Below are 22,053 nucleotides of genomic sequence, written 5' to 3' on the forward strand. Positions count from 1 at the left end.
AACAACGCTATTCATGCTTTTTACTGCGTTACTACTAAATCAAGCTTCAAAATTTACGCTTAATCTCAATGCTTTTAAGCCAACTACTCCTTGAAGTTCCTCCAGTTGCAGGTGTTCAACCTCGGGCTTAATTAGGTTTTTGCCTTGCAACTCCTTAATATATTCTAATTGCTCCTTGGCTTCTTCTTCGGTAAAGTATACAATGGCAATTTTACCGGGTTGCGTAAGCCTTTCTGATCCATCAGCAAGCATTACCTTATCTATACGCTTTTTAATTACTTCATACCTTATGTTGTAGGCACCTTCCACGTCAAAGCGGCGTTCATCGTTCCTAAAGCAAATATCAATTGCCATGCTGTGTATAAAAATGAGTTGGGTAGTTTGTAAAACGGCCGGTAAGCGCTCAAGCAGCTGATTGGTTTGACTGGCAACCTCCACCATGGAGGTTAGTTGCCACATACGCATCTGCTTTAAACAATCATGAGAAAATGACTGTTGCGGCGATATGGCTTGGCCAACATAAACATCATACTCAACACCATCGGTACGAAACTTTTCAAAATAACAAGGATATATGCTTTGCAAACGATGCTGAGCCTGCTCAAAATACTTATTTATGCAATGATTAATGGTTTGCATAGCATTTTCGAGCCGGTTGCGTTGTGTAAACGCCGGACCATCATTCTCCTGCGATATCATTTCCAGGTAACGATCAAGCAACTCGGCACTTTCCGAATTTCCGTTCTTAAAATCACTCAACACCTTACCGGCTTCATCTTCAAGAAAAGCATTAAGGGTTACCTCTTCGCCGGCGTTGATAGGATTTTGCAGCACCTGCAACCAGTTGTTAGCTTTATCAATCAAAGGCTGCCAGCGGTCGTTAGGGTATTGCTCATCAAGCGTTAGCAAAATTTTAAGTAGTAGCTTGGTAACACGGCGCATATCCTGCTGCAGGGCAATGTTGCGCTCCATGGTTGAGTTACGGATATCAATAGCACCATATAAAGGGAAAACATCTTTAAAAGTGATATCATTTTGCTCTTTCTTCTTTCTGCGGCGGTTAGGGTTCTTGATGTAATCCCAGGCAACTTCATTAAACTTCCACTGTACAGCAGGCTGAATAGAAGTGAACTTCTCCTTGATTACATCAGTAATACAATCGTTAAAATACTCTATGGTGTTTTGGAGTAGTTGGGCAACCAGGGGCAAAGCAAATTCCAAACGCGACAACAGATTCTCATAAAACACAAGCTCTTTCTCCGAGTAAACTTCCATAATACCTGCTATGTGCTTGTTATGGAAAACAGGGATGACGGCGTATGACTTAATACCCGACTCGCGCAATACTTTTAAAAAGAAATACTTGTTTTCGAGTGCTTCGGTTATTGAACTAAAAAATTTCGCTTTCGGTTCTTTTTCGTAACGCGTAACCAAGGCATGATAGGCAGCCTCGGCAACACCATACTTAGAGGCCGATTGTATCAAAATACTTTCTGAGCAAGATGACTGATCAAATAAGGGTTGCCCGTTTAATTTCAAAAACGGCAGCAAACCAAATTTAACCTCTGTGTTTTCGGTTAATACTTTAAGCGAATCTATTACCTTTTGGTATAGTGCTTTTTGGTCTTCTGCAGACTCATTGATTGCATCACGAATATCTTCAATGGCCCTACGGGCGGTAACATCTTCCAGGGTAATAACTGAAAACCCCTCGAGTTTAAACAAGCTCAAAGGAAGTATTTCGGCCAATATGCTTACACCCCCGTTATCATCCTGAAGGTAATTTTCAATAGTTTCAAATTCAAGATCAGGAAGCGGGCCTTTTACCTGTATGTCAATAAAACTGGTGTTAACATGTATATGATAATGCCTGCACAAGCCTGTTACAGGATGATGGTAAGTGTAATATACATTACTGCTTAATACCGACGAAAAATGATAGAGACGCTTTAAAATAAGCCTGTAAACGTACTCCAGTTGCTGGCGGCGCAGTTCATCGTCATTGGTTATTATTGATGATGATGCTTCCTCAATACCTTTGCTGGTAATGAGATTATGAAAGGCGTCGGTACTATATAGTATCTCATTGGGTACTGGCGTGCTTAACGCCCAAAGACAGTTATCTTCGCTTTGCAAAACGGGCGATAGTGCACTGTAAATTAATTCTAGCGCATAGGTGTCGTATCCATTAGTTGAAGCAGTAGCTTCATCATTTGCAGTACCTTTAAAATGGTCGAGCGCGAAAGAGTAAAATTTAGCCTTGATAGAATCTGCCGACTGGATATGATGCTCAAGATGGTTTACAAACGGAGTGAATGACAAAGTAGCCTCTACAGGATTTTTGCCCGCCAAATGCTCATTAATGTAATATGATACTTTTTGCATATACCCTTTGGTAATTAACTTATACAACCAATTCAACTATAAAATTGATTGCATTATTAATTACGTAATTACTTTTTACTTGGCTCCCGAATAATTAAATTTCAGTACGCTACCCCTGCTAAATTCATCGCCTTCGTTTGATATATACATGTTGCCTTTTGAATCAAAGGCCAGGCCTTCAGGTTGCAAAAAGTTTTTGTGTTCAAGCGGATAAGCGGCCGTTACTTTGAAAGATGCATCGGCAACTACAAGTAAATTGTTAACTGCCGAAACAATGTACCAGTTTTTGTCAATGGGGTTGAGTGCCATTGCCGATGGACGGAATTTGATCTTATTATCTTTAATAAGCTTTGTAATTTGCTTTACTTCAATTTTAAAATTACCTGCAGGCTCAATTACGCCACTTGGCTGCACATTAAACACATAGCCGGTGCTGCTTTTTGTGGTACGCTCATCATCGCAGTTTTTGCATAACACATAAAGCTTTTTTGCACTTTCATCTGCATACATACTCTCATACTCACCGCCCGGCAGCAAATCAACCAGTTCCTGTACATGAGTAAGCTCCTGCTCATCAATTTCGGCTAACGGGAACGTATATAATTTACCATTACTTTTAAGCACAATTACCTTATCGCCCATTATGGCTACGTCTTCGTAATCGCCATGCTTGCCAAACTTAGTGTGGCTTACGCGGGTATCGCCAAGTTTGCCGTAAAACAGCTTACCATCTTCATCTTGAATGGCATAAAACCTGTCAGCATTTCCTTTGCTAAAGGTAATTCCCGAAATTTCAAGCAAATCGTCGGGCATTTTATACTTCACGGGCTTATTAAGGTCATATCCCTTTGGACTGCTATATTTTGTTTGCTGATTTTGTGCGCACGAAAAATTCATTAATATAAATAGTGTCAGCAAGCCAATGGCTGTATAATTCTTCATTTCAAAAACTGCTTTTAATTGCTTCACTTGGTTTATTTGTGCAGCAAATTGTAAATCATTTGCTGCGAGCTTACAGCTTCTTCTCCGTTTTGTTTAACAGGTATGTTGGTTAATTGTGTGCCTAAATGAACCGCCTGCATGTTATCCCTGAGTTGCAAATTAATCATGGAAATAACCTGATTTTTGATCTCCTCATTTTTAATAGGGAAGCAAACCTCAATACGATGATAAATATTGCGGTTCATCCAATCTGCCGATCCCATGTAAACGTTGGTACTACCGTTATTGCAAAAAATAAAAATGCGGCCATGTTCAAGGTAACGGTCAACAATACGGGTTACGCTAATGTTTTCACTTTGCCCGCTAACACCCGGAATAAGCCTGCAAATACTCCGTACTATAAGCTGCACTTTAACCCCTGCGTTTGAGGCTTCGTACAATTTATTTATCAGCACCTCTTCTTCAAGGTTATTCATCTTAATGGTAATGAATGCCTCCCTGCCCTGCCGCTTATTCTGAATTTCTTCATCTACCATCTCCAAAAAACGCTCCTGCAGGTTAAACTGGGCAACTAGTAAATGTTCAAACGGCATAACATCGGTATCAGCCGGCTTTTGCTTTTTTGCAAGAAAAATGAAAACAAGTTCCATTTCACGTAGCAAATCATGATTACCCGTAAACAAAATATGATCGGTATAGAAACGGGCTGTATTTTCGTTAAAATTACCCGTAGCCAGCAATCCTCTGTATTGCATACGCTCGCCTGCACGCAGTTTAACCAAAGCTATTTTGGCGTGCACTTTAAGCGCCGTTACGCTGTATATTATTTTTGCACCGGCTGCTTTAAGTTTTTTAGCCCATTTAATGTTATTTGCCTCATCAAAGCGTGCTTTAAGTTCAACCAATACATTTACCTTTTTCCCATTTTTGGCTGCGCTGATGAGTGCATTTACAATTTTAGAATCACTCGCAACACGGTATAATGAAACGTAAATTTCTTCTACCTCTGCACGTATAGCAGCTTCATTAAAAAAACGCAACACCATATCATAACTTTGGTACGGCGTATTAAGCAAAAAGTCCTTGTTGCCAATGGCATTTAAAAGCGACGGCGCGTTTGACATTTCATTCATGCGCAATGCGGGCCAGCGCTTTATTTTTAATCCCGCCCCTTCAGCAGGTAACGATGCAAGATCTTTAAGGTTATGATATCGTCCGCCCGGCATTAAACTGCCTTCACGTATGCCCAGCAGTCTGCTTATTTGGTGCAAGGTGCGTAGCGGCAGTCCAGGCTCATGCAAAAAACGTGTAGCTAGGCCATAATCACGTTTTTTAAGCTGCTTCTCCAGCACATCGGCCATATCGCCGTTATACTCATCTTTAAGGTCGTACTCCGCATCGCGTGTCACCTTAAAACTATAGCAACCGTTTACTTGTTGAGTAAATACCTTATCAAGATTATACCTTATTACATCATCTAAAAATATAATGTATTGTCTGCCGTTGTCTTCTACCTTAAAAAAACGAGGCAAATCATCAGACGGAATGTTCAGTACCACCAGCTCGTCATCCTGGCCCAAACTTATCAGGAAATAGAGCTTATTATTTTCGGGAAAAAAGGTGGTAGTTTCGGTAATAGTAAGCGGCTGCAAAAATGCCATTACCTGGCTTAAAAAGTAGTCGGTAGTTGGCTGCTGTATAGCATCAGGTAAATCGCAGTTATATATTATGTCAACACCTTCGTTTTTCAACTGCGGAAGTATGTCCTGAGTTAAGATTTTCCCGTAGAGTTCCTGCTGTTGCTGTATCTGCTCGCGGGCTTGCAAGTATTCTTCATTTTCAATCTCAGCATCAATTTCGGTACCCTTGCGCTTACTTATTTTGTGCAACGCCGCCAGTACAGGCATTCGAACCCGATAAAACTCATCGAGGTTTGATGAGTAAATTGATAAAAAATTTACCCGTTCAAGTAAAGGCAAACTTTCTCTACCAGCTTCCTGCAAAACACGCTCGTTAAAAGAAAGCCAGCTAAGATCACGATTGAAATAGCTATACATATTAATTAGTGCTTACCGTTACCGTTTATAGCTGATGCAATAATGAATGCTAAAACCGATGCAATAAGCCCGAACATGAAAATGTTATATGAGATGCGCAGCAAACGATATTTACGGCCTAAAACCACACCTTGTGAATACACATCAATAATCAAGCTGCCATATAAAAACTCTCTGTCGGCCATTACATTGCGCATGCCAGCAATATATTCCTGCAAATTCATACGGTAAAAGTTTCCAAAAAACAGCAGATTTACCTTTTTTTCATCAACATCCTGCGCTGTAAAGCGGCCTTCAGGAATTGACGGACGTGTAGCTAAAATGGCAAATATCATAGTGGTTAAACTTACCATCAATATGATAAACGTTGGAATAATAAGATAACTGTAATCTTCAAGCCGGCGAAGCAGCAAACTAATTATTGCCGAAAGGATAATGGAATTAACGGTAATCATGATGTGGGCCTTATTATCGGCCATGTCACTCAACCTTTGATGATTGCTTGAACTTACCCTGAACATGGTTTCAATACCTTTTTCGGGCTTATCTTTCTTTTTTACATTTTTTTCGGTGTATACCTCAGTTGGCTTGGCCGATTCGCTTGGCGTGAAAAACAGTTGTGAGTGCTCTGTTTCAGTTACTGTTGTTGTTTCGGTAACCTTAGTTACAGGCACCTGCGGTTTATTTTTTTGATCCCATGCCTCAACCTTTGCCTTAAGCTCCTGCAGGTTTTTAGCTTTTTGATCATCAAGCAGCAACTTTGCATAATCAGTATGGTAGTGATGCATTTCCATAAATCTTATGGTTTTTTCTCTCCACTCCTGTTTACTGTAATCATAGTTAAATGCCAGCTTGCACTCCTTACGCATTTGCTTGTTATTGTCATTAAAGGTGGCCGTACCCAAATGAAATACATCAGCGTCACAAATAATACTTTGCAACAAACCTTCAGGCTTTTGCGGCATCTTTGTAGCCATTATGCAGCCTTTTACCTCGCCAATGGTACTATCGTCAACGTAGTGGGCCTTTAAAAAATCTTCAGCCTGGCGCGCACTATGCTCTTCATGGTTGTTTTTATCTTCCATGTAACCCACATCATGAAACCATGCAGCCGCAGTTACTACAAAAAAGTCATGATCATTTAACTGGTAATGATTTGCTAATTGTATAGCGGCGTTGACTACGTTTTCAGTATGGGTACGATTATGATAAAGCAAATCTTCGTTGTTACGAAGTTTAAAGTATTTAGTAACCTGCTGTTTAATATCTTCAAGCAGCTGCTGGTAATTGATAGATGAATTTATGGTTGCCATTTGTGAAGTTGAACTGCTGTATAATAACTTTTTTGGCTATATGGTTTTCAGATTGTTATGCTTGTAAAAACAAACGCTTGTTAAAGGTAATAAATTACGATTTTATTTATGCAACAGTATGCCTATGTTAGCGTTTAGTTAACTGTATGCGCTTATAATTTATTGCAGTTTTAACACCCTTTTTACTGCGACGCCTATCATCTCACTTATAATGAACAAACTAGATTTTGGTAAATATATTTTAACCATTGCAACGGCACTGGCAACTTGTGTTTCGGCAAGTGCCCAGCTATCTCAACCTACGTTTTTGCGGCAAATTGATACCGATATTATGGTTAACCTGTCTGAAAACCGTACTCCTCCGCGTACCGACTTTTATTACTTTATGTCGAAGACCAACTTGTACGGCAATGCCTTAGTACCGGCCAGTTTACTCATTGGAGGAGCTATAAGTGGAAATAAGGAAATGCGGCAAAACGCGGCTTACGTAGCAAGCAGCTCTGTACTATCATACGGTGCCGTATTGCTAATCAAAAAGCTATTGAAACGTCCGCGGCCGTTCAGAGGAAATTACAGGATTATACCTGTTTACATTGCCGGCGATTACTCTTTCCCATCCGGACACTCATCATCAGCCGTCAGTACCGCAACATCATTGTCTATTGCATATCCTAAATGGTATGTGATTGCGCCTGCTGCACTATGGGCCGGTTCAGTTGCTTACTCGCGTATGTACCTGGGCTTGCACTACCCAAGCGATGTAGCCACAGGCAGTTTAATGGGTGCGGGTACGGCGGTATATTTAAATACGATTAGAAACAGAGTTCAGTAAATAAAAGGCTTCATACTGCGTACGGATTCAGTAAGCCCACAATTACCTTACTTATGAATGATATTGATATTAGAAAAGCGGATTTTAAAAATTTAAAAGCGCTGCAAGCACTTAGTAGAGAAACTTTTATTGAAACATTTGCAGAAAGCAATTCAGACGAAAATATGGCTCAATATGTTGAAGCCAGTTTTAACGAAGATAAATTAACCAACGAACTCCATAACAAAGGCTCACAATTTTACATTGCCTGGGATGAAAACGTTGCGGTAGGTTACTTAAAACTGAATACGGGATTGGCCCAAACGGAAGAACAAGACACGAATGCGCTGGAAATTGAACGCATTTATGTAAAAAGCGCTTATCTCGGCAAAAAAGTTGGACAACTACTGCTAAATAAAGCTTTAGATACTGCAGTCCAACAAGCAAATACTTACGTATGGCTGGGCGTGTGGGAAAAAAACTTGCGTGCTATCAGATTTTACGAAAAAAATGGGTTTGAAGCTTTCGATAAACACATTTTCAAAATGGGTGATGATGAACAAACCGATATTATGATGCGTAAGGAACTTTAAAATGAGAATTGCATTACCTAAGCGATGTAGCCAAGGGCAGTTTAGTGGGTGCAGGTACGATGGTATATTTAAATTCAATTAAAATAGAGTTCAGTAGGAAGCTACTGCAAATGTGAGTTGTAGTATTGCGTTTGAGTGTAAAGACAATTGAAACATTTGATATAGTATTAACGTCTTGTACGTTGCCTACGGCGCGAGCTATCCATTACAAGTCCTCATTTCGCTATCGCTTTATTCCGGGCTTTTCGCTTCTATCCCTAACGCAAATTGCATTATAAGTTTCTTGATACTGCAAAGACTAAGGCAATCTATTATAGTTATGCTCTGCAAAGATTGATTTGATGACCTTTGTTTACAGCCACGTTTCGCATAGGATTTAAAATGAAAAATCCCCCGAGCACTCGCTGCCGGGGGATTTAGCCTCAATTTACAATAATTTTTATTACAGAGCCGATTTAACGGTTTTGATAATACGTGCAGCAACTTTGTACGGATCGGCAGCCGAGTTAGGACGACGATCTTCCAGATAACCGCTCCAGCCTTTTTGTACAGTGTATAACGGGATACGGATCGACGCACCGCGGTCAGATACACCATAGCTATAATCATGAATAGAAGCAGTTTCGTGTTTACCGGTTAAACGTTGCTCATTATCAGCACCATAAACTTCGATGTGTTCTTTTACTACCGGACGGAAAGCCTCAAGGATTTTTTTGTAGGTCTCTTCGCTTGCAGCTGTACGCAGTACAGTGTTTGAGAAGTTAGCATGCATACCTGAACCATTCCAGTCTAATTTACCTAATGGTTTACAGTGCCAGTTGATTGATACACCGTAGCTTTCGCCAATTCTTTCTAATAAGTAACGGGCTACCCAAATTTGGTCACCAGCATCTTTAGCTCCTTTTGAGAAAATTTGGAACTCCCACTGACCTGCAGCAACCTCAGCGTTGATACCTTCAACGTTTAAGCCCGCTTCTAAACATACGTCTAAGTGTTCTTCAACAATTTCGCGACCGAAAGCATTGTTAGCACCTACCGAGCAATAGTAAGGACCTTGAGGGCTTGGGTAACCATTTACAGGAAAACCTAATGGTTTGTTGGTTTCAGGATCCCAAAGGAAATATTCCTGCTCAAATCCAAACCAAAAATCGTTATCGTCATCTTCAATTAAAGCACGACCATTTGACTCGTGTGGTTTACCATCTGAAGATAGTACTTCGCACATTACCAGGAAGCCATCTTTTCTTTGCGGATCGGCACAGATAAATACCGGTTTTAAGATACAATCTGAAGAACCACCCGGTGCTTGCTCGGTTGACGAACCATCAAAGCTCCAAAGAGGACAATCTTCCAGTTTTCCTGAAAAATCTTTTTCAATTTTGGTTTTGCTACGTAAACTTTGGGTGGGTTTGTAACCATCCAGCCAAATGTACTCTAATTTTGATGCCATTTTTGTAGGTTATTAACTAATTAAGGAAAACTATATAAGTTTTATGTTTTAAGTTTTTTATTTAATTGCGAATATAAACTTTCCGCATCAAATCTTTAAAATTTTTGTTAAAATTCAAACTTTATTTTAAAATATTTCTAAAAAATTTACCATTCTTCCAAAATTATATATGGTTTCCTCGATTTTTAAATAATCACAAATTTTATTCGCTCTTAACCTGATATGCCATTTTAAAAATAAAAATCAAGCTGCTTCCAGGTTAGAGAATCGCTTCAATTAAATTCTTTTGTTTTAAATGGCCAATAAAATATATCCACATGCATTTTTAGTATTAACATTTACAACGATCATCAACTAATTGCTAAACCCCAATATTTATGCACAAAAAAAGCCCTCTAACAATTTGTCAGAGGGCCTCTTTATAGCTAATTCAGTAAACTTACTTTACTTCTTCAAAATCAACGTCGGTTACAGTGTCACCTCCGTTTTGAGGGTTTGAACCAGCATCACCTGCTTCAGGCTGTTCGCCCTGTTGTGCTTCGGCAGATGCTTTGTACATATCTTCAGAAGCAGCGCTCCATGCAGTATTTAATTCTGTTTGGGCAACTTCGATGCTTGCTAAGTCTTTAGAAGCATAAGCTGTTTTCAGTTTCTCTAAAGCCGATTCAATAGGTGCTTTTTTATCAGCAGGTATTTTATCACCGTACTCTTTCAATTGTTTTTCAGTTGAGAAGATCAGTGCATCTGCGCCGTTCAGCTTTTCAATCTCTTCTTTAGCTTTTTTATCGGCATCAGCATTAGCCTCTGCTTCTTCTTTCATTTTCTTAATCTCAGCATCAGTTAAGCCAGATGAAGCTTCGATACGGATTTTTTGCTCTTTACCGGTAGCTTTATCTTTAGCAGATACATGCAGAATACCGTTAGCATCAATATCAAAAGTTACTTCAATTTGAGGCACACCACGAGGAGCAGGCGGAATGCTGTCTAAGTGGAAACGGCCAAGTGTACGGTTTTGTGATGCCATAGGGCGCTCACCTTGCAAAATGTGTATCTCTACTGATGGCTGGTTATCAGACGCAGTTGAGAAAACTTCTGATTTTTTGCTAGGGATAGTAGTGTTTGACTCAATTAACTTGGTCATTACACCGCCCATAGTTTCGATACCTAATGAAAGTGGGGTTACGTCTAACAATAACACGTCTTTAACCTCACCGGTTAGTACACCACCTTGAATAGCAGCACCAATAGCTACAACCTCATCAGGATTTACACCTTTTGAAGGCGATTTACCAAAGAATTTTTGAACAGCATCCTGAATAGCAGGAATACGTGTAGAACCACCTACCAGGATGATTTCATCAATATCTGAAGTGCTGTAACCGGCATTTTTCAATGCTGTACGGCAAGGTTCAATTGTACGCTTTATTAAGCTATCGGCCAGTTGCTCAAATTTAGCACGGGTTAATTGCTTAACCAAGTGCTTAGGCATACCGTCAACTGCTGTAATATATGGCAGGTTAATTTCGGTAGTAGTTGAGCTTGATAATTCAATTTTAGCTTTTTCAGCAGCTTCTTTCAAACGCTGTAGTGCCATTGGGTCACGACGCAAGTCAAAACCTTCATCATTTTTAAATTCATCAGCTAACCAGTCAATTATTACCTGGTCAAAATCATCACCACCTAAGTGAGTGTCACCATCAGTAGCTTTTACTTCAAATACACCATCACCCAACTCGAGTACTGATACGTCATGTGTACCACCACCGCAGTCAAATACTGCAATTTTCATATCCTTGTGCGCTTTGTCAAGGCCGTAAGCCAAGGCAGCAGCAGTAGGCTCGTTGATAATACGACGTACTTTTAAACCTGCAATTTCGCCGGCTTCTTTAGTAGCCTGACGCTGAGCATCGTTAAAGTAAGCAGGTACGGTAATAACTGCTTCGGTTACTTCGGTTCCAAGGAAATCTTCAGCAGTTTTCTTCATTTTTTGAAGAATCATAGCAGAAATTTCTTGCGGAGTGTATTTACGGTCGTCTATTTCAACACGTGGAGTATTGTTATCACCTTTTACAACTGAGTAAGGTACACGCTCAGCTTCTTTAGTAACCTCGTTAAACTGGTTACCCATAAAGCGTTTTACTGAGTATACAGTTTTTTTAGGGTTGGTAATTGATTGACGTTTTGCAGGGTCACCTACTTTACGCTCGCCGTTGTCAACAAAAGCAACTACCGATGGCGTAGTGCGTTTACCCTCGCTGTTGGCAATAACTACCGGCTCGTTACCTTCCATTACTGCAACGCAGGAGTTTGTTGTTCCTAAGTCGATTCCAATGATTTTAGACATATGATTGATATTTCCTGTTATTATTTTTTAATCTTAACATGCACTATTTATCAATGCTTGTGCCAATGTTATTTGTCAGTATTATTTATATTCTGATGGCAGAAACTTCTACATTTAGTCAGCCAGTACTTACATTTTAGTGACATGTTGACATTGCTATAGGTAATAGGTAATTTTAAACCATAATCGGCATCAATGCCAAACAGGCATGGTAACTTGGGGTAAGTGTATGCTGAATAGATTCATCGATGTATAATACACAATCTAAAAGGTTAAAGCTTATTCCTCTTGCTCATCATCAGCTTTTATTATCAATAAATGACTGGAGCAAGTTTGAACAAAGTCTTGATCTCAACCCTTCAACACCGTTAATAGATGAGGCTTTCAAAATTGAAATGAGTGAAGCTATGAACAAATACTGGCTGCCCAATACCTTGGCCTACCCTGAATTGTATCACTGGTACACAAACTGGCAAATTGTATTGAAAAGCACTAACAGCATAATTGGCACAATAGGTTTTGGCGGCTACCCTGATGATTACGGCAGTACATCAATTGGATATATGATATTTAAGGACAAACAAGGAAATGGTTTTGCTACCGAAGCTTTGAGTGCTATGCTTGATTGGGGCTTTGGCTTTAGCATACTTAAAAAAGTGAAAGCCGATACGCAGACGAGCAATAAAGCATCACAAAGGGTGCTGCTTAAAACTGGCTTTAAGTATACCCATATAGAGGGCAGTACACTTTATTACGAAGTTACTAAAGATAGATTTACTCAAAGCAACGTAAATTTAACACACTAATTTGCGATGAACTAACGCGCGTATTGCTTTAATTTTATATCGAACAAAATGACATGTTTGAACCACTGCTAAACCACATAGATAAATTCATTAATTTAACTGATAATGAACGGCAACTGGTGGTGAACTATTTGAAGTACCGGGAAATTGGCAAAAAAAGCTACTTGCTAAGCGAAGGCGATAAGTGCAATGCGCAGTACTTTGTAGTTGAGGGCTGCATACGCATGTTTTTCATTAAAGAAAATGGCATTGAGCAAATTGTACAGTTTGGTATAGATAACTGGTGGCTGGCCGATTATACCAGCTTTACACTGCATACACCTTCACAGTTTTACATACAAGCCGTTCAAAAAAGTAAGGTAATTATACTAAGCCAAGACAACCAAGACGAGTTACTTGATAAAGTACCTAAGCTTGAAAAGTATTTCAAGCGGATTTACCAAAGGGCTTATGCCGCTTTACAAACACGCCAAATATTTCAGTCTGATTTGTCGGGCGAGGAGAAATACCATCATTTTGCCAGCCGCTTTCGCGAATTCATTCAGCGTATTCCCCAATATATGCTGGCATCTTACCTTGGTTTCACACCTGAGTTTTTGAGCAGAGTGCGAGCCAAGGAACACTAATTTCATTTCTTGATCATGGTCAAGATTTTGGTTGGAGGCGGTGTGCACCTTTGTACTGTCAGGAACGACAAAACAAATAACACATACCTTAAAAAATAGAAATCATGAAACCAAGATTTGCACAAAACCAAATTGACCCCGAAGCATACAAAGCTATGTTGGGTTTAGAAACCTACGTACAAAAAAGTGGTGTTGATAAAAAGTTGCATGAACTAATAAAGATTCGTGCTTCCCAAATTAACGGCTGTTCGTACTGCCTTGACATGCACACCCGCGACGCACGTAGGGCAGGCGAAACCGAGCAACGCATTTACGTACTCCCCGCCTGGCGCGAAACAAACTTTTTTACCCAAGAAGAGCAGGCTGTTTAAGCCTTGACCGAAGAAATTACCAATATACAAGGGCACGTTAACGATGCAACGTATGATAATGCCGTTTCCGTATTAGGCGAAAGCTTGGTACAAAAGGTTCTTATTGCCGCACTTACTATAAACGCATGGAACCGTTTAGCAATCACAAATCACTTTTTGCCGGAGTTGCAAAAGTAACTGAACGGCTAAGAGACTATCAAAAAACCCAAACCAGTATTTATAGCTAAAACAAAAGCGGCCTGTTCAAGTGAACAGGCCGCTTTGCGTATAAATGATAATTTAAAATTACTCGCCTTTTTCTGCATTCTCTTCGTTTGCAGCAGGTGCTTCCGGAGCAGCAGTTTCTTCAGCAGCAGGTGCTTCAGCAACAGTTTCCTCAGCAGCAACAGGAGCAGCTTCAGCAGCTTTAGCTTTTGAGCCAGCGCCACGACGACGTGTAGCTTTCTTAGCAGGAGCAGCTTCTTTAGCACCATATACAGTGTTGTAATCAACAAGCTCGATGATTGCCATTTCAGCGTTATCGCCTAAACGGTTTTCTAACTTGATGATACGAGTGTAACCACCCGGACGGTTAGCAACTTTCTCAGCAATTTCGCGGAACAAGATAGTAGCCGCTTCTTTGTTTTGCAGGTAGCTAAATACAGTACGACGTGAGTGAGTAGTATCGCTTTTTGATTTGGTTACCAATGGCTCAAAATACACGCGAAGTGCTTTTGCTTTTGCCAAAGTGGTAGTAATACGTTTGTGCAGAATTAATGATGAAGCCATGTTGCTCATCATTGCCACGCGGTGGCTTTTGGTACGACCTAAGTGGTTGTGTTTTTTACCGTGTCTCATTTTTGTTTGTTTGTTGGCACGTGCATACCGTTGGGCGGCGTTACCGTCAAGCCCTCGGAATTATGCCGGGTGAAATATTAGAATCAAGAGTCAAGAAGCAAGAGACAAGATTTCTTAACTCTTTACTCCTGACTCTTGATTCTGTTGTGAAATTATTCTTCGTCTAATTTGTATTTAGACAGGTTCATACCAAAAGATAGGCCTTTTGATTTGACTAAGTCCTGAATCTCAGTTAATGATTTTTTACCGAAGTTTCTGAATTTTAACATATCAGCAACGTCATAAGAAACCAAATCAGCCAGGCTACGGATGTCAGCTGCTTTTAAGCAGTTCAATGCACGTACTGAAAGATCAAGATCAACCAACTCCGTTTTAAGAATTTTACGCATATGTAAAATTTCCTCATCAACTTCTTTAGTCTCTTCTTTAGCCTGAGCTTCTAACATCATATTCTCATCAGAGAACAACATGAAGTGCTGAATTAAAATTTTAGCAGCTTCTTTAAGTGCATCTTCCGGATGAATTGAACCGTCTGTAGCAATGTCCAACACTAATTTCTCGTAGTCGGTTTTTTGCTCTACACGATAGTTTTCTATAGTGTATTTAACGTTCTTTATTGGAGTATAAATCGAGTCGATAGCAATTACACCAACCGCAGCGTCAGGATTTTTGTTCTCATCACTTGGTATGTAACCACGGCCTTTATTTACAGTTAACTCTACTTCTAAAGTTACCGATGAATCCATGTTGCAAATAACAAGATCTGGATTCAGGATAGAAAAGTTGTTAGAGAACTGAGTGATATCGCCGGCTTTGAAAGAATCCTGGCCATTGATGATCACAAAGATCTTTTCCGTATCACCAGACTCACCAGTTTTTTTCAACCTAACCTGTTTAAGGTTCAGGATAATCTCGGTAACGTCTTCAACTACACCTTTGATGGTTGAAAACTCATGCGTTACACCTGAGAAACGTACCGAGGTGACAGCATAACCTTCCAGTGATGAAAGTAAGATACGACGTAAAGCATTACCAATGGTTACACCGAAGCCTGGTTCTAACGGACGGAATTCAAACGTACCTTCAAAGTCGGTAGACTTCTGCATGATAACCTTATCAGGTTTTTGAAATGCTAAAATTGCCATTTATATGCTTTGTTTATTGTTTACTGATGGATGATATGTAACCACGAAAATGACTGACATAATATGCCAATCATTTCGCAGTTCAATATCATTAATTATTTTGAATAAAGCTCGACGATTAAGTTCTCTTTGATATTCTCAGGAATCTCGTCGCGGTTAGGGTAGTTTAAAAGCTTACCGCTTAACGCAGCAGCGTCCCACTCAAACCAGCTATATTTATTGATCTTGCGGCCAGCTACCGAATTGGTAATGGCTTCAAGAGATTTTGATTTTTCACGTACTGCAATTACATCACCCGGACGTAAAGTGTATGAAGCAATGTTCACAACTTCTCCGTTAACAGTAATGTGTTTGTGACCTACCAACTGGCGTGCACCAGAACGGGTTGGGGCAATACCTAAACGGTATACTGCGTTATCTAAACGAGCTTCTAATAGTTGAAGCAAGTTAGTACCGGTGATACCTTCACGTGCAGAAGCACGGTGAAATAAGTTTTCGAAGTAGCGCTCTAATACACCGTAAGTGTATTTCACTTTTTGCTTCTCCATTAACTGTACAGCATACTCAGATTGTTTACCTCTGCGTTTTGACACGCCGTGCATGCCAGGAGGGTAATTTTTTCTTTCTAATACTTTATCAGGACCGAAGATCGGCTCTCTGAACTTACGCGCAATTTTGGACTTGGGTCCGGTGTATCTTGCCATTGTTGTTTGACTTTTAAAGTATCATGCAGCCTGTAGCTGCAGAATCTTAGCTTTAAAAAATATATAAATTAAACTCTTCTTCTTTTTGATGGACGACAGCCGTTGTGCGGCAGTGGAGTGATGTCCTTAATAGTAGTAACCTCGATGCCTGAAGTTTGCAATGTACGGATAGCAGACTCACGACCAGCACCCGGACCTTTTACAAATACTTCAACTTTACGTAAGCCTAAATCATAAGCAACTTTACCGCAATCGGCAGCAGCTTGTGATGCAGCGTATGGAGTGTTCTTTTTAGAACCTTTGAAACCCATTTTACCTGCAGAAGACCAAGATATAGCCTGACCGCTGCTGTTGGTTAAGGTAATAATGATGTTATTGAAAGTAGCGTTAACGTGAGCCTGACCTATCGGCTCAACAATTACAATACGCTTTTTGGTTACTTTTTTAGCTTTAGCCATTTTCTTTTAATTATTAAACCGATGAATTACTGGGTTAACGCGTAACCGGACCCTTCGGCTGTTTGATAATTGTATATTCCTAAGGGCCTGTTACCACGCCCCTAATCATTATTTACTATTTAGTAGCTTTCTTTTTGTTAGCAACTGTTTTACGTTTACCTTTACGGGTACGAGAGTTGTTTTTAGTACGCTGACCACGTAGAGGTAAACCTTTACGGTGACGTGTACCACGGTAACAACCAATATCCATTAAACGCTTAATGTTCAGTTGAACTTCTGAACGCAGAGCACCTTCAACTTTAATCTGATCGTTAATAATTCCACGAATTGCAGCTAACTGATCATCGGTCCATTCTTGTACTTTAGTATCATATGATATACCAGCCTGGTCCAAAATTGCTTGCGCAGTTGAACGGCCGATGCCATAGATGTAAGTAAGTCCGATCTCTCCTCTTTTGTTTCTTGGTAAATCAATACCTGATATCCTTGCCATATTTGTTTGTTTTAATGAATGACCGAACGGCGGGCCACCGTTGTACGAATCATTCCAATGTTTTTAATTACCCTTGACGTTGTTTGTACTTAGGGTTCTTTTTGTTAATAACAAAAAGCTTTCCTTTACGACGGATGATTTTGCAATCAGCGCTACGTTTTTTGATGGATGCTCTAACTTTCATTTTAATTATTTATATCTGTAGGTTATTCTGCCTTTAGTTAAATCATATGGACTCATCTCTAGCTTAACCCTGTCGCCAGGTAAAATTTTGATGTAGTGCATGCGCATTTTTCCTGATATATGAGCAATGATCTCATGACCGTTCTCCAGTTCAACTCTAAACATTGCGTTTGATAATGCTTCCCTGATAGTACCGTCTTGCTCAATCGAGGATTGTTTGGCCATATTTTACTGATTATTACTTTTTTATACCGATGCAAATCGGGATGCAAAAATAAAAATAATTTTTTAAATATTTTTATTTTTTGCTAAAACTTCTTCAACGAATTCAAATGAGGATAAGATCTCGGCTTTTCCCTTGCGCACAGCCACCGTGTGCTCAAAATGAGCAGATGGCTTACCGTCAACAGTAGATACCGTCCATCCATCCTTCCAAAACTTAACACCAGCCTTGCCGGCATTAATCATAGGCTCAATGGCAATCACCATTCCTTCCTCCAGTTTAGCACCAGAACCACGCTTACCGTAGTTTGGAACCTCAGGCTTCTCATGCAGCTTAACGCCAACACCATGCCCTACCAGCTCTTTAACTACGCCGAAACCATGCTTCTCAGCGTGCTCCTGCACTGCAAATCCAATATCGCCGGTACGCATACCAACCACAGCTTTTTCAATGCCTTTGGCTAAGCACTCTTGCGTAACACGTAAAAGCGTTTTAGCTTCTTCACTAACCTCACCAACGGCAAAGGTATAGGCAGAATCGCCGTAAAAGCCGTTTAGAACAACACCGCAATCAACAGAAATGATATCACCGTCTTTTAGCTCTTGTTGTCCTGGAAAGCCGTGTACAACCTGATCATTGGGAGATATACAAAGAGAATAAGGAAACCCGTGAAAATTAAGAAAAGCCGGCACGCCCCCGTTATCACGGATGTAGGCTTCGGCCAGCTTATCTAGTTTGATGGTTTTTACACCAGGTTTTATGATCTTGGCAATTTCGCCCAGTGATTTTGCAACCAACTGGGCGCTTTGCCGTATGAGCTCTATTTCTTCAGCAGTCTTGAATATAATCTTTGACATGCCTCAATTAAATAGCCGGAGGAACAGTACCGGCAGCTGCAGGAACAGCAGTACGGCCTTTAACACGTCCGGTTTTCATTAAGCCATCATAATGACGCATCAATAAATGACTTTCAATTTGCTGTAATGTATCTAACACTACACCCACCAGGATAATCAATGAAGTACCGCCAAAGAAGCGCGCAAACTGACTGTTAATGTGCAAGATGTTAGCTAAGGCCGGAATGATGGCAATAATTGCTAAAAATATTGAACCTGGAAGTGTAATACGTGATATTACGGCATCAATGTACTCAGCAGTAGCATTACCCGGAGCAACTCCTGGAATGAAACCACCATTTTTCTTCATATCGTCTGACATTTGCTTCGGGTTAACCGTAATAGCAGTGTAGAAGTAAGTGAAAAGGATGATAAGAATCGCAAACACCAGGTTATGTAACCAAGATGTGTAATTTGATAATGCCATCAAAACACTGTTCGACTGAATGTCAGGAAAGAAAGAAGATATGGTAGCTGGTATAAACATTAATGCCTGAGCAAAAATGATTGGCATTACACCTGCAGCATTCACTTTTAAAGGAATGTACTGGCGAACACCACCATACTGTTTGTTACCTACTATGCGTTTTGCATACTGTACTGCAATTTTGCGTGTACCCTGAACTACCAGGATAGTAAACATAACTACCGCAACCAGCGCAAGTATCTCCACAATAAACAGTAACGGACCACCTGTAGCGTTAGTACCGCTAACACGTGAGCTGAACTCATCAATTATAGCCGCAGGCAATTGAGCAATAATCCCCACCATAATAATAAGTGAGATACCGTTACCAATACCTTTGTCAGTAATTTTTTCACCTAACCACATCACAAACAAGGTGCCTGCAGTTAAAACGAAAATTGAACTCAGGGTAAATAAGCCCGAACCTAAAGCCGGATTAATGGCTGCAGGTGTAATTTGCGAGCGTACGTAACCTACTGCCTGTGCCATAGTAATAATGATGGTCAGGTAACGGGTCCATTGATTGATTTTGCTGCGGCCGCTTTCGCCTTCCTTCTGCAACTTTGCAAAATAAGGAACAGCAATACCTAATAACTGCACCACAATTGAGGCAGAGATGTAAGGCATAACGCCCAGGGCAAAGATAGAAGCACGGGAAAAAGATCCGCCGGCAAACATATTAAGTAAGCCCAGCAAACCTTCTTTGGCTGCCTGGTTGTTCAAAACATTGGCATCTACACCCGGTAGAGCAATGTATGAACCTACACGGTATATTAAAAGAAATAAGAGTGTGTTTAAAATACGCACTCTTAAGTCCTCAATTTTCCAAATATTGGATAATGTGGTGAAAAAATTTTTCATTGAGAATTACAACTTTACAATTGAACCGCCCGCTGCTTCTATAGCTTTTTGCGCAGTGGCAGAAAATGCATGGGCCTGAACTTCAACTTTAGCAGTCAGGGTACCACGACCAAGAATTTTCACAAGGTCATTTTTTGAAGCTAACCCGTGCTCTTTCAAGGTATCAAAGTTAATAGAAGATACTGAATAAGTATCAGCTAATTGTTGTAAAGTATCTAAATTGATACCGTTGTACTCAACGCGGTTAGGGTTTTTAAAACCAACCTTAGGTAAACGGCGTTGTAATGGCATCTGGCCACCTTCAAAACCAACCTTGGTTGAAGTACCTGAACGTGAACCGGCACCTTTATGGCCACGGGTTGACGTACCGCCACGGCCCGAACCGGTACCACGGCCTATTCTTTTTCTATTTTTAGTAGAACCTTCTGCAGGCTTAAGATTACTTAAATTCATAACATTAAATGTTTTCTACTGCTACCAAATGATTAACTTTTCTAATCATGCCAATGATAGCAGGATTAGCTTCAACTTCAACGCTATGGTTAATTTTCTTTAAACCTAAAGCCTCAACAGTTTTTTTCTGGCGCTCACTTCTATCGATCACGCTTTTAATCTGAGTTATTTTGATTTTTGCCATGATGATTATCCGTTAAATACTTTACCTAAACTAACACCACGATGTTGAGCTACAGTATAAGCATCGCGCAATTGCGCCAGAGCCGATACAGTGGCTTTAACCACGTTGTGAGGATTTGATGAACCTTTTGATTTTGCAAGTACGTTATGTACGCCAGCACTCTCTAATACAGCACGCATCGCACCACCAGCAATTACACCGGTACCGTTAGCAGCAGGCTTCAAGAAAACGAAGCCACCTGAAAACTTACCAATTTGCTCGTGAGGAATGGTGTTGTTGATGATTGGAACTTTAACCAGGTTCTTTTTTGCATCATCAATACCTTTGGCAATTGCCTCGGTAACCTCTTTTGCTTTACCTAAACCGTAACCAACTACACCGTTTTCGTCACCTACAACCACAATGGCCGAGAAGCTGAAAGTACGGCCACCTTTAGTTACTTTGGCAACGCGTTGTATGCTTACCAGGCGGTCTTTTAATTCGATCTCGCTGGTTTTAACTCTTTTAATATTTATTGTTGACATTACTCGTTACGGTTAAAAGTTTAATCCACCTTCACGTGCACCTTCAGCCAGTTGTTTAATACGGCCATGATACAAGTATCCATTTCTATCAAACACTACTGATTCAATACCAGCAGCTTTTGCTTTCTCGGCAATCAGTTTACCTACGGCAACTGATTGTTCGCTTTTACTGCCGTCAGATGAAAAATCTTTTGACAATGATGAAGCTGATACCAGTGTTTTGCCGGCAACATCGTCAATAATCTGTGCATAGATGCCTTTATTGCTTCTGAACACTGACAAGCGCGGACGTTCTGCAGAACCTGAAATACGTTTTCTGATTCCTTTTTTAATTCTGTCTCTTCTTGATAATTTACCTGTCATGACGATTATTTTTTAGATGCTGATTTACCTGCTTTTCTTCTTAACACTTCGCCAACAAATTTAACACCTTTACCTTTGTAAGGCTCTGGAGCACGTAACGAACGGATTTTGGCGGCAACCTGACCGATTAACTGTTTGTCAATTGACTCCAGGATGATGGTTGGGTTTTTACCTTTTTCAGCAGTAGTGGATACTTTGATTTCTGTAGGTAATTCAAATACATAGTGGTGAGAGAAACCTAACACTAAATCTAATGTATTACCTGTATTGGTAGCACGGTAACCTACACCAACCAACTCTTGTTCTATTTTGTAACCGTTGGTTACACCTACAACCATGTTGTTAATTAATGCACGATACAAACCGTGTAATGCTTTGTGACGTTTTTGGTCGGTTGGACGTACTACTGTTAATACGCCATCTTCTTGTGATACAGTGATATCACTGTCTAACGCCTGCTCGAGCTGACCTTTAGGGCCTTTTACGGTTACTACGTTAGCATCACTAACGGTAACAGTTACGCCCGAAGGGATAGTAATGGGGGCTTTTCCTACTCTTGACATTT

The 22,053-nt window shown here is 40.2% G+C and carries 26 protein-coding genes; 6 read left to right on the forward strand and 20 right to left on the reverse strand.

The window, feature by feature from the left end:
- Positions 1-39: 39 nt before the first annotated feature.
- From GO816_RS02480 to GO816_RS02495, 4 genes are all read right to left on the reverse strand, one after another.
- Positions 40-2,385 carry a GAF domain-containing protein gene (locus GO816_RS02480; RefSeq protein WP_157539766.1) on the reverse strand — a complete coding sequence of 782 codons (2,346 nt, stop codon included), beginning with the start codon at positions 2,383-2,385 and terminating at the stop codon, positions 40-42.
- Between the two features lie 75 nt (positions 2,386-2,460).
- The gene (locus GO816_RS02485) at positions 2,461-3,327 is read right to left on the reverse strand and encodes an SdiA-regulated domain-containing protein (protein WP_157539767.1); all 867 of its coding nucleotides are present in this window, start codon (positions 3,325-3,327) and stop codon (positions 2,461-2,463) included.
- A 32-nt stretch (positions 3,328-3,359) separates the two neighbouring features.
- Positions 3,360-5,384 carry a polyphosphate kinase 1 gene (gene ppk1, locus GO816_RS02490; protein ID WP_157539768.1) on the reverse strand — a complete coding sequence of 675 codons (2,025 nt, stop codon included), beginning with the start codon at positions 5,382-5,384 and terminating at the stop codon, positions 3,360-3,362.
- A gap of 5 nt (positions 5,385-5,389) precedes the next feature.
- Positions 5,390-6,697, reverse strand: a complete 1,308-nt coding sequence (locus GO816_RS02495) for a Pycsar system effector family protein (RefSeq protein ID WP_157539769.1) — start codon at positions 6,695-6,697, stop codon at positions 5,390-5,392.
- A gap of 211 nt (positions 6,698-6,908) precedes the next feature.
- Here GO816_RS02495 and GO816_RS02500 point away from each other — a divergent pair, with 211 nt between their 5' ends.
- Both GO816_RS02500 and GO816_RS02505 read left to right on the forward strand, forming a co-directional pair.
- Entirely contained in the window at positions 6,909-7,529 is a 621-nt protein-coding gene (locus GO816_RS02500; protein WP_198171401.1) for a phosphatase PAP2 family protein, read from the forward strand.
- 53 nt (positions 7,530-7,582) lie between these two features.
- Positions 7,583-8,101, forward strand: coding sequence for a GNAT family N-acetyltransferase (locus tag GO816_RS02505; protein WP_157539770.1), 519 nt, complete (start codon positions 7,583-7,585; stop codon positions 8,099-8,101).
- A 442-nt stretch (positions 8,102-8,543) separates the two neighbouring features.
- Here the strand turns inward: GO816_RS02505 and GO816_RS02510 are convergent, their stop codons facing one another.
- The gene (locus tag GO816_RS02510) at positions 8,544-9,551 is read right to left on the reverse strand and encodes a glutamine synthetase beta-grasp domain-containing protein (protein ID WP_157539771.1); all 1,008 of its coding nucleotides are present in this window, start codon (positions 9,549-9,551) and stop codon (positions 8,544-8,546) included.
- Positions 9,552-9,990: 439 nt separating this feature from the next.
- Complete coding sequence (gene dnaK, locus GO816_RS02515; protein WP_157539772.1) at positions 9,991-11,895, reverse strand: molecular chaperone DnaK; 1,905 nt, start codon at positions 11,893-11,895, stop codon at positions 9,991-9,993.
- A 248-nt stretch (positions 11,896-12,143) separates the two neighbouring features.
- Between dnaK and GO816_RS02520 the strand changes: the two genes are divergently transcribed.
- The 4 genes from GO816_RS02520 (at position 12,144) to GO816_RS18935 (ending at position 13,875) form a co-directional block, all read left to right on the forward strand.
- The gene (locus GO816_RS02520; protein WP_157539773.1) at positions 12,144-12,701 is read left to right on the forward strand and encodes a GNAT family N-acetyltransferase; all 558 of its coding nucleotides are present in this window, start codon (positions 12,144-12,146) and stop codon (positions 12,699-12,701) included.
- 53 nt (positions 12,702-12,754) lie between these two features.
- Positions 12,755-13,327: a Crp/Fnr family transcriptional regulator gene (locus GO816_RS02525; protein ID WP_157539774.1), complete on the forward strand. Its 573-nt coding sequence runs from the start codon at positions 12,755-12,757 to the stop codon at positions 13,325-13,327.
- A 104-nt stretch (positions 13,328-13,431) separates the two neighbouring features.
- Complete coding sequence (locus GO816_RS18930) at positions 13,432-13,698, forward strand: carboxymuconolactone decarboxylase family protein (protein ID WP_317163574.1); 267 nt, start codon at positions 13,432-13,434, stop codon at positions 13,696-13,698.
- A 3-nt stretch (positions 13,699-13,701) separates the two neighbouring features.
- Entirely contained in the window at positions 13,702-13,875 is a 174-nt protein-coding gene (locus GO816_RS18935) for a carboxymuconolactone decarboxylase family protein (protein WP_317163575.1), read from the forward strand.
- A gap of 108 nt (positions 13,876-13,983) precedes the next feature.
- On the opposite strand, the gene rplQ is transcribed toward GO816_RS18935, so the two are convergent.
- The 14 genes from rplQ to rplF form a co-directional block, all read right to left on the reverse strand.
- Complete coding sequence (gene rplQ / locus GO816_RS02535) at positions 13,984-14,535, reverse strand: 50S ribosomal protein L17 (protein WP_157539775.1); 552 nt, start codon at positions 14,533-14,535, stop codon at positions 13,984-13,986.
- 152 nt (positions 14,536-14,687) lie between these two features.
- The gene (locus GO816_RS02540; RefSeq protein ID WP_157539776.1) at positions 14,688-15,680 is read right to left on the reverse strand and encodes a DNA-directed RNA polymerase subunit alpha; all 993 of its coding nucleotides are present in this window, start codon (positions 15,678-15,680) and stop codon (positions 14,688-14,690) included.
- A gap of 95 nt (positions 15,681-15,775) precedes the next feature.
- Positions 15,776-16,384 carry a 30S ribosomal protein S4 gene (gene rpsD, locus GO816_RS02545; RefSeq protein ID WP_157539777.1) on the reverse strand — a complete coding sequence of 203 codons (609 nt, stop codon included), beginning with the start codon at positions 16,382-16,384 and terminating at the stop codon, positions 15,776-15,778.
- Between the two features lie 68 nt (positions 16,385-16,452).
- Positions 16,453-16,842, reverse strand: coding sequence for a 30S ribosomal protein S11 (gene rpsK, locus GO816_RS02550; protein WP_157539778.1), 390 nt, complete (start codon positions 16,840-16,842; stop codon positions 16,453-16,455).
- 115 nt (positions 16,843-16,957) lie between these two features.
- On the reverse strand, positions 16,958-17,335 hold the full coding sequence (gene rpsM, locus GO816_RS02555) for a 30S ribosomal protein S13 (protein WP_157539779.1): 378 nt from the start codon (positions 17,333-17,335) through the stop codon (positions 16,958-16,960).
- A gap of 67 nt (positions 17,336-17,402) precedes the next feature.
- On the reverse strand, positions 17,403-17,519 hold the full coding sequence (gene rpmJ / locus GO816_RS02560; protein WP_157539780.1) for a 50S ribosomal protein L36: 117 nt from the start codon (positions 17,517-17,519) through the stop codon (positions 17,403-17,405).
- Positions 17,520-17,524: 5 nt separating this feature from the next.
- A complete protein-coding gene (gene infA / locus GO816_RS02565; protein WP_022833270.1) occupies positions 17,525-17,743 on the reverse strand; it encodes a translation initiation factor IF-1 in 219 nt (72 codons plus the stop codon).
- A gap of 63 nt (positions 17,744-17,806) precedes the next feature.
- Positions 17,807-18,598: a type I methionyl aminopeptidase gene (gene map / locus GO816_RS02570; RefSeq protein ID WP_157539781.1), complete on the reverse strand. Its 792-nt coding sequence runs from the start codon at positions 18,596-18,598 to the stop codon at positions 17,807-17,809.
- A gap of 7 nt (positions 18,599-18,605) precedes the next feature.
- On the reverse strand, positions 18,606-19,964 hold the full coding sequence (gene secY / locus GO816_RS02575) for a preprotein translocase subunit SecY (RefSeq protein ID WP_157539782.1): 1,359 nt from the start codon (positions 19,962-19,964) through the stop codon (positions 18,606-18,608).
- A 6-nt stretch (positions 19,965-19,970) separates the two neighbouring features.
- On the reverse strand, positions 19,971-20,417 hold the full coding sequence (gene rplO / locus GO816_RS02580) for a 50S ribosomal protein L15 (RefSeq protein ID WP_157539783.1): 447 nt from the start codon (positions 20,415-20,417) through the stop codon (positions 19,971-19,973).
- A 4-nt stretch (positions 20,418-20,421) separates the two neighbouring features.
- Positions 20,422-20,601, reverse strand: a complete 180-nt coding sequence (gene rpmD / locus GO816_RS02585; protein ID WP_157539784.1) for a 50S ribosomal protein L30 — start codon at positions 20,599-20,601, stop codon at positions 20,422-20,424.
- A 5-nt stretch (positions 20,602-20,606) separates the two neighbouring features.
- Positions 20,607-21,125 carry a 30S ribosomal protein S5 gene (gene rpsE, locus GO816_RS02590; protein WP_157539785.1) on the reverse strand — a complete coding sequence of 173 codons (519 nt, stop codon included), beginning with the start codon at positions 21,123-21,125 and terminating at the stop codon, positions 20,607-20,609.
- Between the two features lie 12 nt (positions 21,126-21,137).
- Complete coding sequence (gene rplR / locus GO816_RS02595; protein WP_157539786.1) at positions 21,138-21,488, reverse strand: 50S ribosomal protein L18; 351 nt, start codon at positions 21,486-21,488, stop codon at positions 21,138-21,140.
- A 5-nt stretch (positions 21,489-21,493) separates the two neighbouring features.
- The gene (rplF, locus tag GO816_RS02600; protein ID WP_157539787.1) at positions 21,494-22,051 is read right to left on the reverse strand and encodes a 50S ribosomal protein L6; all 558 of its coding nucleotides are present in this window, start codon (positions 22,049-22,051) and stop codon (positions 21,494-21,496) included.
- Positions 22,052-22,053 lie beyond the last annotated feature (2 nt).

This window comes from Mucilaginibacter aquatilis (genome assembly GCF_009755275.1).
Taxonomy (GTDB): Bacteria; Bacteroidota; Bacteroidia; order Sphingobacteriales; family Sphingobacteriaceae; genus Mucilaginibacter; species Mucilaginibacter aquatilis.